The sequence below is a fragment of the Brucella sp. NBRC 12953 genome, from assembly GCF_040369775.1.
Classification (GTDB): Bacteria; Pseudomonadota; Alphaproteobacteria; order Rhizobiales; family Rhizobiaceae; genus Brucella; species Brucella pseudogrignonensis.
On the sequence record NZ_BAABSV010000002.1, the window covers coordinates 308,498 to 322,857 of the forward strand.

The following is a 14,360-nucleotide window of genomic DNA, read 5'->3' on the forward strand; positions in this document are numbered from 1 at the left end:
GGCCTCCATTGCATGAGCATGTTCTGCAATCACCCCAAAGCGACTGCAGCAAAAAGAAAGGCGGGTTTTCACCCGCCTTTTTAAATGCTTCATTCAGATTTGGGAAGCTCTACTATGATGTCGTGTTCACCATCGGGCTTGATCGGCACGCCTTCATCCGGCTTGCCCACCTTGCGGCCATTGAGCTTGATTACCTTGTCTTTGGCACCTGCTACGACCTTCACGCGATAGACTGCTTCGCCGAAACGAAGTTCCGCTTCATAGCCATCCCATTCCGGCGGCAAGGCCGGATCAAGATGCAGCCGGTCGCCGCGTTTGGTGACGCCGAGAATGCCTTCCGTTGCAACACGATAGAACCAGCCGGCAGACCCCGTGTACCATGTCCAGCCACCCTGTCCGCGACGCGGCTCGACGGAGTAGATATCGGCTGCGATCACATAAGGTTCAACGCGATAGACATCCGGATTACGGCCATGGCTGACCGGGCTGATCAGCGAGAACAAGCGCCATGCTTCCTTGGCCTTACCCATGCGGGCGAGCGCCAGAATGGCCCATGTTGCACCATGCGTATATTGACCGCCATTCTCACGAACGCCCGGCGGGTAGCCCTTGATGTAACCCGGCTCCTGAACCGTCTTGTCGAAAGGCGGCGTGAAGAGACGCAGCAATTCGCCCTGATCATCGAGCAGATATTTCTCGAGCGAAGCCATGGCCTGTTCCGAACGCTTTGGATCGGCAACGCCAGACAACACGCTCCACGACTGCGCAATCGCATCGATCTGGCATTCGTCGCTGTCTTTTGAGCCAAGCGGCGCGCCGTTATCGAAGAAGCCACGGCGATACCATTCGCCGTCCCAACCATCGCGATCAAGCGCTTTGGTCAGGCTTTCAAGATGCGCGGCCCATGCTTTTGCACGCTTTGCATCCTTGCGGGATTCAGCAATCGGGATGAACTGACGCAATGTGTAGGCCAGGAACCAGCCGAGCCATACGCTTTCGCCCTCACCCTTCACGCCGACAAGATTCATGCCGTCGTTCCAGTCACCACCGAGGATCAGTGGCAGGCCATGCTTGCCGGTACGCTCAATCGCAAGATCAAGCGCCAGCGCGCAATGCTCGTAGAGGCTCACAGTTTGGTCGGAAATCTCCGGCTCAAAGAATGCATCATGTTCACCCTCTTCAAGCGTGCGTCCCTTCAGGAAAGCCAGCTTTTCGTCGAGAATTGCATGATCGCCAGTCGTTTGAACATAAAGCGAGGTGCCATAGCCGAGCCAGACCACATCGTCGGAGATCAGCGTGCGGACACCTGCACCCGTTGCTGGCAACCACCAATGCTGAACATCACCTTCCGGGAACTGACGCGAAGCGGCATTAAGGATCTGCGCACGAGCCAACGATGGATCAATCAGCAGAAGCGACAGCGTATCCTGCAACTGGTCGCGGAAGCCGAAGGCACCGCTGGCCTGATAGAAGGCAGCACGGGCCCAGATGCGGCAGGCAATCGCCTGATATGGCAACCAGCCATTGATCAAGAGATCAAATGCCGGATCGGGTGTCTTGACCTGTACGCGGTTGAAGAGACCTTCCCAATGTTTACGTGCAGCATCGAGCTTTTCTTCAAACGAAGCCTTGCGGCTTTCCGCGACAAGGGCTTTTGCCTGCTGCTGATCGGCAGCATTGCCAAGCAGGAATACCACTTCGCGGCTTTCACCCGGCCCCACTTCGACATCGATAGCGAGAGCGGCACACGGGTCACGCCCAGCTTCAACCGTGTTGGAAAGCGCCTTGCCAGCCAGCACGATTTCAGGACGGTCGACCGAGCCCGTCGAGCCGATAAACTCGCCACGGTCAGCCGTTACCGATTGCGGCTTTTCTGTTGCCGCAAAGAAGGCTACCTGACCGGACTTGTCCGGATGATATGGATTGCCTGCAAAGAGCGCGCCCAGTTCTTCATCCTGCGATGGCACAATGAACGGCACATTCTTAGAGCGGGCATTGCCCAACACCCATTCGACATAACCATAGGCACGCAGCTTGCGCTTCGAACGTCCCTTGTTGGTGATCGTCAGGCGTGAAAGACGAACAGGCTTTTCAGCATCGACGATATGGGTGAGTTCGAGTGCCAGTTCGCCATGTTGAGCCGCAAAAGTGCTGTAGCCGTGGCTGTGACGTGCTTCATATGTCACGGCCTCGTCACGGAGTACGCTTGCTGTTGGGGCAAAGCTGCGTCCCGTCTCGCGGTCGAGAATATAGATCGCCTCGCCCGGACGGTTTGTGACCGGATCATTCGCCCAAGGGGTGAGTTGATAATCGCGACTGTTGCCCGCCCATGTGAAGGCCGAACCTTCTGCCGAAACATGGAAGCCGAAATTCGGATTGGCGATGACGTTGATCCAAGGATGCGGCGTGGTTGTGCGGTTGTTGATGCGCACCACATAGCTGCCATCCTGAGCAAAACCACCGTAACCATTCCAGAACTGGAGATCGTCGCCGGTCGGGAGCGGACGTGCGACTGGTTTTGGCTTCGTCACCAGACGACGTTCTTCCGTACCTCGTTCGATTGGTGCAGGCGCGAGACCGGCAGCACCCAGACCCTGCTGTGCGGTGGCCGGTGTCTTGGCGTCGCTACGTGCAGCCAAATCGACGGTCAGTTCTTCACTGCGACGAAGCTGTTCGGCAAGCGAGCCGTTCTGGGCGTGCATGACGATACGAGCGGAAGCAAGCAGGGTGTTGTAGCTTTCCTCGCTCATCTGATCGCGACGAACTGCAAAGATATGCGGCTGACCGCCACCGCGGGCACGGAAGCCCTCGATAATCCAGTCAATCGCGCGCTGGGTATCCTGCGCATAGGAGAAGGCGCGTTCGTTGACCGCAACCACATCCACGGTGAGCCCCTTGCTGCGCCAGTATTCCTGCGCGCGCAAAACGCCACGAAGCACGTCGAGATCGGCTTCATTGTCGATGCGCAGGGCAAAGATCGGATAATCACCCGAGATCGACATCGGCCAGAGGTCTGACTGTTTGCCAAGCCCTGCCGCAATAGTTTCCGGCGGCTGACGCATGGTCCGCTCCGGATAGAGCAGATAGGCGGCAACCTTCTGATAGTCGGCTGCTTCCGCTGGCTTGATGCCAATATGGTAGAGCTGCACCTGCGAGCTCGTCCATGACAGCGAGTATTCGCGGACGAAGGTTTCCGGATGACGATGGGTCGCCACAGCATGTTCCACCGCATCGCGGCTACCGCCTGCGAAGGTCCAGAAGACCAGGCTTACCTTTTTATGAGCCGGAACGCGGACACGCGTGCGCACCGATGCAATCGGATCAAGCACACAGCCCTGACTGCCGGTGAAAGTTGCACCTTCATCAAAGGCCGCTGCATCGCGCAGCGAACGTCCACGACCGATGAATGCACGACGATCGGTTTCGACTTCCGTTTCGCGGATCGAACCGGAAAGATCGGTTACGAAATGTGCGACGTGGATATCCGGATCGGACGGCGCGCGCTTGCGACGCTTCGCATAGATGGTTGAGCCATTATCCGCGATTTCCGTTTCGACGAACATCTTGGCGAAGGCCGGATGTGCGGCATCACTGTCGCTGTCAGTCAGCACCAGTTCGGAATAGGACGTCACTTCAATGACGCGATCACGCGCAGAGGTGTTGATGATATCGAGCCTGCGGCCTTCACCATCGGATTCCGATGATACGATCACTTCCACGACTGTCTTGAAGTCGCCGGCAGTCTTGTAGAACTCGGCCTTGTCTTCAGTGAAGACGGTCTTGGTTTCTTCTTCCGGATTGCGCACCGGTTCGCCGGTCGCCGACCACCAGTAGCCGCTTTCCATATCGCGCAGGAACAGGAAGCTACCCTGAAGGTCTTCAGACGCATCGGCGTGGAACCGCGTGATGTCCCAATTATGCCAGCGGCTGTAACCGGAACCGTTGGCCGTAACCATCAGCGCATATTGGCCATTGGACATCATATGCGTTGTACGCGGTGCCTTGAAAGGCACATCGATGATGCGCATTGGTGCATCGTCGAAGCCGCCCGAATCCACACGCATCGGATTTTCCGTCTTGGCGTAGATCATCGGGATTTCGCGTGGTGCCTTTTCCTGCAGCAGAAGCTCTGCCGCTTCGATCACCGGATCGGAATGGAAACGCTCACGCATACGGCCTTCGAAAATCACGTTATTGACCGCGATGATCGCCATGCCATGGTGGTGGGCATAGTAGTTTTTCACGACCGCGCAGGTTTCGCCTTCGCGAACACGCGATGGTGTGAAGTCTACCGAATCATGGAAGCCATAGCGGCCAAGCGCACCGAGCTTTGCCAGACGCTTCAAATTCGCGACGGCTGCTGCTGGCTGATATTGCGCGGCAAGCAGGCTTGCATAAGGCGCGATAACAGCATTACGCGACAGGCCGCGCTGAAGGCCCAGATTTGGCACGCCAAAGTTGGAATACTGGTAATTCATATGCGCGTCGCGCGCATTGAAGGCAGCTTCCGAGATACCCCACGGCAGACCGCGCGAGGTGGCATAATCGATCTGTCGCTGCACAACGAGCTTGTTGGTCTGATCAAGCAGCGAGCCAAGCGGCTCGGACATGACCAGCGGCGGCATCAGATATTCAAACATCGAGCCGGACCAGGAGAGCAGAGCGCCCTTCCAGCCCACTGGCACCAGAAGCCGACCGAGCTTGAACCAATGTTCGACCGGCACATCGCCCTTGGCAATTGCAAACAAGCTGGCAAGACGGGCTTCGGAAGCCAGAAGGTCGTAGCAGCTTTCATCCAGCTCGTTTTCCTGCACGCGGAAGCCGATGGAGAGAAGGCGACGCTCTTTGCGTTCAAGGAAGCCGAACTGCATGTCGAACGCCAGCTGACGTGAACGTCCTGCCAGATTGCGCAGACGTTCACGCAGATCGTCCGTGTTGTGTTCACCAACGGAATCGTCGGTATGCGCCTTGCAGGTATCGACCAGAATATTGGCCCATTCCTTGGCCTCGGCGCTTGCCGGTGTTTCGATCTCGCTGTCGAGTTCTTCCATCAGGCGCACAATGTCGGTCGCAAAAAGCGACAGATTGATTGTGCGGAAAGATGCTGTTTCCGGCTCTTCCTTGATGGTGCGGACCGCACGGCGGAAATTGGCAATCCGCTCTTCCAGACGACGGCGAAGCGGACGCAGGATTCGGCGATCATCGGGGATCTGCGCGATGCTTTCTTCAAGGATATCGTTGACATCGAGAATGCCATCGAGATCACCCTGAACATAAACGCTCGGCGCTTCCGCCCATTCTTCCAATGCCGAAGATAGTGTCACGAGATGACCGGCAAGATTGCCGCTATCGACCGCAGAAACATAGAGCGGACGCATCGGCGTCAGCGTGTTTGTTTCATACCAGTTGTAGAGATGGCCCTGATACTTCTCCATCTTTTCAAGCGTGGTGACGGTGGATTCAATGCGGTTCAGCGTTTCGTCAAAGCCAATCCAGCCGAAATCGCGCGCAGCAACAACAGACAAAACATAGACACCAATATTGGTTGGCGAGGTGCGCTGCGCCACAATAGGTGCCGGGTCTTCCTGGAAGTTGTCCGGTGGCAGATGGTTGTTCTCATCATTCGCGAATTCAGCAAAGTAGCGCCATGTGCGGCGCGCATAGCGGCGCAGGTCCGACTTGTCGGAAGACAGCACTTCCAGCGTATCCTGCGGCTTGGCCGAGCGGCTGACGAGCCAGGCAATCAGTGGCGAGGCAAACCAGATCACAGCGAACGGTGCTGCAATCAGCGCTGCATGGCTGTCGGCACCGAGCGGGATAAAGACCGCAAGACCGGCGATGACCATAGCAGGCCACATAAGCTGGAAATAATAGAGGAGCGTATCAGGCGACGATTTTGCCTGGGCTGCTGTTTTCCATTCAAGCAGATCGCGATGCGATACGGACAGACGATAGATCGTGCGTACGATTGCATCGGCCATAAGGAATGCCGAATGGGCGATGAAGGTTGTGCGCAGCGCGACATCAGCCGTGCCAAGTGCGATATCAGTCAGAACCGATTGCGCATGGCCCTTCAGCGAATAGTCCATATTCGACGGAATGAGATTGGTGACGATACCGAAAGTCGGCGCCACGAACATGCTCACGATCAGGAAGGCCTGCCAGACGGCAGCCACACCAAGCGGCAGAATGCTCCAGCCGATCACCGAAGCGAGCAGCCACATGATCGGATTGAGCGAGCGACGCAGATTGTCGATCATCTTCCAGCGCGTAATGGTGCTGACGCCGCGGCTTGCCGAGAACAGCCACGGCAGCAACTGCCAGTCACCACGCGCCCAACGATGATGGCGCGATACGTCGACATTGTATCCGGTCGGGTAATCTTCAACGACTTCAACATCGCTGACGAGCGCTGCACGCGCATAGCCGCCTTCAAGAAGGTCGTGGCTGAGCAACGTGTTTTCAGCCACGCGATCTTTCAGCGCTGCTTCAAAGGCATCGATATCGTAAAGGCCCTTGCCGGTGAATGTGCCTTCGCCCAGCAAGTCCTGATAGGTGTCAGAAACGGCAAAGACGTAAGGATCTATACCGCGATTTACCGAGAAGACGCGCTGCAGGAACGAAGCTTCGTCGCCAGTGGTCAGCGATGGCGTAACGCGTGGCTGCAGAATGCCATAACCACGAACAACGCGACCAGTCTTGTCATCGAAAATAGGGCGGTTCAGCGGATGGCTGAGTTTGCCCACCAGATGCGTGACGGATTCAGGCGTCAGACGCGTATCAGCGTCGAGCGTCATCACATATTTGATGTCTTTTGGCAGGCGAGCGTCGGCAGGGAAATAGCTCGTATCCTGATCGCCGCGCAGCAGCAGATTCAGCTCATGCAGCTTACCGCGCTTGCGCTCCCAGCCCATCCAGCAGCCCTGCTTTTCATTATAAAGGCGGCGGCGGTGAAGCAGGAAGAAACGCGGCTGGTCATTGCCGGTATAGTGCTCATTGAGCTTGGCGATTTCTTCACGCGCATATTCATAGATTTCCATGTCCGCAGGTGTGATTTCCTGCTTGGCATCCGTCCAGTCGCTGACAAGCGAGAAATAGATCTCGCCGCGCGGATTGGTCAGATAATGGACTTCCAGATTGCGGATCTGCTCGTCGATAGAATCTCGAGACGTGATCAGGGTCGGCACGGCAACCAGTGTCCGTGCTTCGGCTGGCAAGCCTTCCTTATATTCAAATCCGATCAGACGTGTTGGCTGCACGAACCACGGCACAAGCGCGTTGAACAGTGAATAGGAAGCGTCCATTGCCGGGAAAAGCGCAAGCAGCGTGAACAGCGTGCGCAGATCGGCAGAAAGACCCGCCTTCATCATGCAGTAATTGACGATTGTCAGGATCAGGATCGTGAAGATGGCGGTCGGAATGAAAAGACCGAGCAAGCCAAGACCACGATAGCAACGCAGGGCTTTCACGCCAAAGGGCGCTTTATATCCACAAAGCTGTTCGAGCTCTTTTCGACCGTCGCCGGAAAGGTAATAGGCAATCGAGCCTTTGCCTTCCGCCTGAGCCTCACCAACCTTGCTGTCTTTTGCAAGCTTGAGTGCGGCCCATGTGATATCGATTTCGCTCATATTCGAGAAACGAGCGAGCTTTTCAATCGTCACGCGATACGCATTGCGCGAGCGGAAATCGAGCAGCTCGAAATCGCTATGATCGCGCAGGATCGCATCGACCTCGTTGACGGTTTCAAACCAGGTTTCCCAGTCGATATCGTCAATTCTTTTGAGGCTGGTGATGACATTGCCCATCGTCACGCCGCCAGTGGACTGGCGGGCATGTTCTTCTACTATGGCGTCTTCTGCATTGCTGCCTTCCTGATCGAGAATACGTTCAAGCCAGCCTGAAGCTGCCGACGTATCGGTTGAGGCGCTGCGCAGGCGATAAAGCAGATGCGTGGCAAAGGTACTGTCGCGTGCGGCTTGATTGTACTGCGCAAGAACCGTTTCCAGTTCTGCCTCATTTGCAGCAATCACAATGCGGTCGGCAGCAGTGTTAGCGAGATTGCGCATGTTGCGTGCGCGATCAACGCGCAGCGCCAGACGGCGCGCATTTTCAATCAGAAAATAGCGCACAGCTGATGGCAGCGCCCACAATTCACCAATCTTCAGCGGCTCGACGGTCTGGAAACCCTGCACAAGCGCAGTCAGAGACTTAAGAGAAAAGTTGCTGTCCGTATGCGCCACGTAAAGCCAGGCGAGCGCGAAAATACGCGGCATGTCCTTCATGGCTGCGTAAGTCGGCAGCTGGCGGATAAACTTGCGTGGCAAATCCCGGCGGGTCTGCTGAACGGTTTTGTCGATCTGATAGTGGTTGTCGAGAAGCCACTGTGCAGCAGGCGTGATGGTCTCGCCCGCGCGAGACGCAGCGTCAGAAGAGCGGTAGGCGTGAAGGATTAGCTTACCGTTTTCAGACAATCGCTCATCATATTCGAAAGGCAAATAGCCTGGCAAAGCCAGCTCATCTCCGCGCGCAACGGATGCCGCAAGCTCGCGCAGCTCGTCCTCTGTTTTGTAAAGAGCACGTATCGGAGAAGGTTGTTCGGGCGGAATCTGATCCGAAGTCTTGCGATCGGCAATGGACGAATTAGACGGCGAAGAAGACAATTCCGGCATGTGCCTTAACAGCCTTTCCGAAGGGAATGAGTTGAATGCGGCGGGTGAATACTAAATAGAGTTTCAATTCAGAAAAACGACAGTATCCGTAATTCGTTCCCTGAATGTCGATATCATTTGGCCAAAATGCGACGACGGGCTGTGCTGATATTCAAACCGTTTAAATCGCAACGCACAATTCTTTCCGAACATTAATGTTGCGTTATGAAATATCCGGCTTTTACAACCCTAACATACTGAAAATAAGAATAATACTACTCTGCGTAATAGTTTGCGAAAATGCCTTGCGGGACTTTTCTGCCCCTTGAATGAAAAAAGACATCCGCATCTCGGAAAAGATGCGGATGTCTTCATAATAGTGCAGGACTGAACCGGTCCTGACGACAGATTTTACTCTGCCAAAGCCGGTGCTTGTTCAGCGGCGTTTTTAGCATCCTCGTTTCCAAAAACCTGCCAATAGCGAGGGCGGAAAGCGATGCGGCTTTTCTCTGCCGCCGGATGTTCAGCGGGAATCTCGATCTCGACACGCTCGCGAGAACCGCCGATCTCAAGTTCTACCCGCCGTTTGCCGCCGGATCTGCGGCTTGCAATGACCGTTCCGGCAATACAGCCACCACATCCCTCAAGCAGTTCGACATCATGGGGACGGAAGAAAAGCTGCGCTTCACCATCCGCAGCGCCATTCGCCGTCAGTCCGATATTGCGATCCGCGAGCCAAACTTCACCATTCTCGACACGGACAGGAAGAGTGCTGGATTCGCCGATAAAGCCATAGACGAAGGGAGAATTAGGGGTGTCATAAACCTCGTCCGGTGTACCGATCTGCTCGATTCGTCCCTGACTCATGACCACGACACGATCCGCCAATTCCAGCGCTTCATCCTGATCGTGCGTCACAAAAACGGTCGTGTGACCGGTCTTGTCATGAATTTCGCGCAACCAACGACGCAGCTCTTTGCGTACCTGTGCATCAAGAGCGCCGAATGGTTCATCGAGAAGAAGAACCTTTGGCTCGATTGCCATGGCGCGTGCAAGTGCAACACGCTGGCGCTGACCGCCTGAAAGCTGCGAAGGATAGCGATTTTCAAGCCCCTTCAGTTGCACCAGATCAAGCAGTTCGAGCGCGCGGCGTCTGATTTCAGCGCTGGCCGGACGCGTGCTGCCTGGGCGAACCTTCAGACCAAAGCCAATATTCTCTGCGACCGTCATATGACGAAACAATGCATAGTGCTGGAACACGAAGCCGACGTTGCGCTCCTGGACACTTTTGTGCGAGGCGTCTTCCTCACCAAAATAAATTGCACCTTCCGTTGGCTTTTCCAACCCGGCTATCAAGCGCAGCAAGGTCGTCTTGCCTGAGCCAGATGGTCCAAGCAAAGCAATCAACTCGCTCGAACGGATGTCCAGCGACACATTATGCAATGCCGGAAAGCGAGCAAACTCTTTACGCACACCGGCGACACGAACTTCCATTCCCAATCCTTTCCCCTACCGCCAACGCTAAGCTAAAGCTTGGGCGGCTTATTCTCATCTATAGGTTATTAGTGCCCGTTACCGCCAGCAAGTTCATCGCCGTAACGCAGTTCAAGGAAAGCTTTGATCGCCAAGGTGACAAGGGCGAGCAACGCCAAAAGAGACGCAACTGCAAAGGCCGCGACGAAATTATACTCGTTATAAAGGATTTCGACATGCAGTGGCATTGTGTTTGTGAGCCCACGAATGTGGCCAGACACCACAGACACGGCGCCAAACTCACCCATCGCGCGGGCATTGCAAAGCAGAACGCCGTAGAGAAGGCCCCATTTGATATTGGGCAAGGTAACATAGCGGAACGTCTGCCATCCATTGGCTCCCAGCGAGATTGCAGCCTCCTCATCACCGCTTCCCTGCTCCTGCATCAGCGGAATAAGCTCACGGGCCACGAATGGGAACGTCACAAATAACGTTGCCAGAACAATCCCGGGAACTGCAAACAGGATATCGATGCCATGACTTGAGAGCCAAGGCCCCAAAACGCTGTGACTTGCAAACAACAGCACAAAAACCAGACCGGAAATAACCGGTGATACTGAGAATGGCAGATCTATAAGCGTGGTGAGAAGTGCCTTGCCTTTAAACTCAAACTTGGCGATGGCCCATGCTGCTGCAACACCGAACACGAGGTTAAGCGGCACCGCAATGACAGTGACCAGCAGCGTCAGTTTGATAGCTGCCCAGGCATCCGGTTCAACCAAAGCTGCAAAATATTCGCCCGCGCCTTTGCGGAAAGCTTCGACGAAAACCGCTATCACCGGCAAGATGAGAAACAGCGCCAGAAATACAAGTGCGATCGCGATCAACAAGATCCGTGTCGGCAGGCTTTCCGTTACGGCGCTTTGCGTGGAAGCTGACACATTATTCGACATGGCCGTACTTCCTTCTTGTCCAGGACTGGATCAGATTGATGAACAGCAACATGGCAAACGACAGCGCCAACATCACAGTCGCAAGCGCGGTGGCACCGGCATAATCATACTCTTCAAGCCGGATAACGATCAGCAAGGGCGCTATTTCAGACACATAGGGTGTGTTGCCCGCAATGAAGATCACCGAACCGTATTCGCCAACTCCACGCGCAAAAGCGAGCGCAAAGCCGGTCAGAACGGCAGGTTGCAAGCTGGGCAGAAGCACACGCCAGATTGTCTGAAAGCGTGATGCACCCAATGTTGCAGCGGCCTCCTCAACCTCACGGCTGATTTCCTCCATGATCGGCTGAACAGTGCGCACCACAAACGGGAGGCCTATAAAAATCAGCGCCACCACGATGCCGGCGCGCGAAAACGCGATCCGAATATTGAAAGGTGCAAGCAGACTGCCGATCCATCCATTTGGCGCGTAGATCGAGGCAAGCGCGATGCCGGCGACAGCTGTGGGCAGAGCGAAAGGAATATCGACAATCGCGTCGATAAACCGCCGCCCCGGGAAGCGATAACGCACCAGAACCCATGCCAGGATCACACCAAATACAACATTGATGAGAGCGGCAATGAAAGCAGTGCCGAAGCTCGTTTCAAGAGCTCTGATCGTGCGTTCATCGGTGATGATACGCCAGAAACCTGCAAAGCCGACATCTGTCGAGCGCAGAACCAGAGCTGCCAGCGGGATAAGAATGAGAAGGGTCAAATAGGCGACACTAAAACCGAGTGTCAGTCCGAAGCCCGGAATGACACTCGGTTTTCTAAAATGCCACCCTGCTCTGACCGGTGCAGGGCGCGAAGACATCAATATTTGTTCCCTTTTATTGATTTGTCGGATGGCTGCGTCCTAACTGGATTATTTTGCAGGCTTGTAGATCTGGTCGAAAGTGCCTCCGTCACCGAAATGATAAGGCTGTGCCTTGGCCCAACCGCCAAAGATTGGATCATCAATCGTCACAAGCTGCAACTGAGGGAATTCACGCTTCTGGTCAGCGGGAATGACATCAGGCTTGGACGGACGATAAAAATGCTTGGCTGCGATGGCCTGTCCTTCTGGCGAATAGAGATATTCGAGATAGGCTTCAGCAACTTTGCGGGTGCCGTTGTCGTCTGCGTTCTTGTCAACGAGAGCGACTGGTGGCTCGGCAAGAATGGACTGTGGTGGGACGACGATATCAAAAGCATCGTCGCCAAACTCAGCAATCGAAAGATAGGCTTCGTTTTCCCAAGCCAGCAGCACATCACCGAGCTGACGCTGTACGAACGTCGTTGTTGAACCGCGTGCGCCTGTATCAAGCACCGGAACATGACGGAAAAGTTCGCCGATATATTCTTTTATCTTGGCTTCATCGCCGCCATATTGCTTGTGAGCCCAGGCCCAGGCCGCGAGATAATTCCAGCGCGCACCGCCTGATGTCTTGGGATTCGGCGTAATGACCTCGACGCCATCCTTGACGAGATCGCCCCAGTCCTTGATCGCCTTTGGATTACCCTTGCGAACGAGGAAGACGATTGTTGATGTGTAAGGCGAGGAATTATCAGGCAGGCGCTTGCGCCATTCCTTGTCGATCTTGCCCGTATGCTCGACGATTGCATCGATATCGCTTTCAAGCGCAAGCGTGACAACGTCAGCCTTCACGCCATCGATCACTGAGCGCGCCTGCTTGCCCGACCCACCATGCGAAGCGCGGATGGTGACGGTCTCACCCGTTTCCTCTTTCCAGTGCTTTGCGAAAGCTGCATTATAATCTTTATAAAGCTCACGCGTTGGATCATAGGACACGTTCAACAGTGTCTGATCAGCATGACTTGTCTGGATGCCACCTGCAAGCGTTGCCGTCGCTACAAACGCCGCAAGTGCAAATGAAAATTTCGATAGGTTCTTCGACATGTTCAGGGCCACCTCTCCGCGTTCTATTGATGAAACAGTATCAGAGGTTTTTGCTCACAGGATGCCACAACGTTTCTCTTATTTGAAAGCAGTTCGGAAATTCTAAGCAATCCTAACGAATTACGAGGAATAAAATTCTAGCGCTCATCTCCATAAGCTGGAGCAGAGGTAATAATTATCAATGTGGTGATTGAAGAGATCCCAGTTCTCATATCAATATTCACCCTCAATAGGGTGGGACCCGGATTGGGATTGCGGGGGCAAATTTACTCCGGGCCCCGGCCGATCTAACGACCAGCAGAGCAAGAACGGGCGAAGTTGAATTTCGTTGCATCGCTTTTCAAAAATATTCGGTTTTTAAGTCGGATTTTATTAGTGAATTAAAACCAACAAATCTTCGCCGCGGTTGATCCGCATAAGCGGTTCCAAAAAACTGAAAGAGGTCGATGACAATGAAATATAAAACGTCTGTTTTGCTGACGTCACTGAGCGTTGCAGCCCTCGCCCAAATCCTCCCTGCCCATGCTGAAACCGTGGAACAGAAAACCGTGGAACGTATCGATTATATATGTGAACGCGGCGTCGTCGTGCCTGTAACCTATATCAAAACAGGTGATCTTCCGGCTTTTGCTGTGCTGGATGCTGAGGGAAAAATGGTCGCCCTGCAATGGCACGAAAGTCTCAAGAAATATGTCGCTCTGGACGAGCAGGACAGCTATCGCTGGGCTGAAAAAGACGGTCAGGCTGTACTTAGTCACCTTGAGGCAGATCATACCGCCAAAGAAGTGACGCTGCTTTCAGCCTGCCGCGCCGACGATAGTGAGGAATAAATGTTCCGCTAAATGGGCGATATTAATCAGGGGACGAGATAATGCTTGTCCCACTGATCCTGCGGAACCTCGTCACCAATATCATAGTCGAATGAAACGACATTGATGTGCTCATCATCGGTTTTGCAAACGAAGGCAAGCTTATACCAGTGCTCGCGACTGCGAAAAGCAGCTCCGCCTGCTTTGATCGTATTATTTGAAACTTCTGGATCAGAAAAAGCGTAGGCCAAAACCTTATCAACGGAAAGCTTACGCTCGTCCCGGCTGATCTGTTCCATCGCCTCGACATCGCAGCGCTGTTCAAGACGCGTTGCAGGATCGAGCTTTTCAAGCTGGGCCTTTTCAAGTGCAGTCATGGCCATTGAGGGGGCACTCAATGAAACAGCAACCGACATGGTGACCAGTGACAAAAGGCGGGCGACGACAGGATTGAGCTGAAATTTCATTGGATTCTGGATAACTCGCTTCGCAATAGTTTCAATAGGAAGGCTTACTAACACACTCTTTGGGCCAT

General features: G+C 54.4%; 7 protein-coding genes. 1 reads left to right on the forward strand and 6 read right to left on the reverse strand.

The features are described from left to right. Window positions 1-89: 89 nt before the first annotated feature. The 5 genes from ABWV94_RS05365 to ABWV94_RS05385 form a co-directional block, all read right to left on the reverse strand. Window positions 90-8,669 carry a glycoside hydrolase family 94 protein gene (locus tag ABWV94_RS05365; RefSeq protein WP_113496068.1) on the reverse strand — a complete coding sequence of 2,860 codons (8,580 nt, stop codon included), beginning with the start codon at window positions 8,667-8,669 and terminating at the stop codon, window positions 90-92. A 390-nt stretch (window positions 8,670-9,059) separates the two neighbouring features. Continuing rightward, complete coding sequence (locus tag ABWV94_RS05370) at window positions 9,060-10,142, reverse strand: sulfate/molybdate ABC transporter ATP-binding protein (RefSeq protein WP_007873143.1); 1,083 nt, start codon at window positions 10,140-10,142, stop codon at window positions 9,060-9,062. A 68-nt stretch (window positions 10,143-10,210) separates the two neighbouring features. Then, window positions 10,211-11,074: a sulfate ABC transporter permease subunit CysW gene (cysW, locus tag ABWV94_RS05375; protein ID WP_007873141.1), complete on the reverse strand. Its 864-nt coding sequence runs from the start codon at window positions 11,072-11,074 to the stop codon at window positions 10,211-10,213. Beyond that, complete coding sequence (cysT, locus tag ABWV94_RS05380) at window positions 11,064-11,930, reverse strand: sulfate ABC transporter permease subunit CysT (protein WP_007873138.1); 867 nt, start codon at window positions 11,928-11,930, stop codon at window positions 11,064-11,066. The genes cysW and cysT overlap by 11 nt, the downstream gene beginning before the upstream one ends. Window positions 11,931-11,981: 51 nt before the next feature. Beyond that, entirely contained in the window at window positions 11,982-13,016 is a 1,035-nt protein-coding gene (locus ABWV94_RS05385; RefSeq protein ID WP_007873135.1) for a sulfate ABC transporter substrate-binding protein, read from the reverse strand. A gap of 452 nt (window positions 13,017-13,468) precedes the next feature. Here ABWV94_RS05385 and ABWV94_RS05390 point away from each other — a divergent pair, with 452 nt between their 5' ends. After that, window positions 13,469-13,846, forward strand: coding sequence for a hypothetical protein (locus ABWV94_RS05390; RefSeq protein ID WP_039859478.1), 378 nt, complete (start codon window positions 13,469-13,471; stop codon window positions 13,844-13,846). Between the two features lie 26 nt (window positions 13,847-13,872). Here ABWV94_RS05390 and ABWV94_RS05395 read toward each other — a convergent pair whose 3' ends face one another. Then, complete coding sequence (locus ABWV94_RS05395; RefSeq protein WP_007873130.1) at window positions 13,873-14,292, reverse strand: DUF930 domain-containing protein; 420 nt, start codon at window positions 14,290-14,292, stop codon at window positions 13,873-13,875. Window positions 14,293-14,360 lie beyond the last annotated feature (68 nt).

Excerpts from the sequence above, each read along its gene's own strand:
- ABWV94_RS05365 (WP_113496068.1), bottom strand. The coding sequence starts at position 8,669 with ATGCCGGAATTGTCTTCTTCGCCGTCTAATTCGTCCATTGCCGATCGC.
- ABWV94_RS05370 (WP_007873143.1), bottom strand. The coding sequence starts at position 10,142 with ATGGAAGTTCGTGTCGCCGGTGTGCGTAAAGAGTTTGCTCGCTTTCCG.
- cysW (WP_007873141.1), bottom strand. The coding sequence starts at position 11,074 with ATGTCGAATAATGTGTCAGCTTCCACGCAAAGCGCCGTAACGGAAAGC.
- cysT (WP_007873138.1), bottom strand. The coding sequence starts at position 11,930 with ATGTCTTCGCGCCCTGCACCGGTCAGAGCAGGGTGGCATTTTAGAAAA.
- ABWV94_RS05385 (WP_007873135.1), bottom strand. The coding sequence starts at position 13,016 with ATGTCGAAGAACCTATCGAAATTTTCATTTGCACTTGCGGCGTTTGTA.
- ABWV94_RS05390 (WP_039859478.1), top strand. The coding sequence starts at position 13,469 with ATGAAATATAAAACGTCTGTTTTGCTGACGTCACTGAGCGTTGCAGCC.
- ABWV94_RS05395 (WP_007873130.1), bottom strand. The coding sequence starts at position 14,292 with ATGAAATTTCAGCTCAATCCTGTCGTCGCCCGCCTTTTGTCACTGGTC.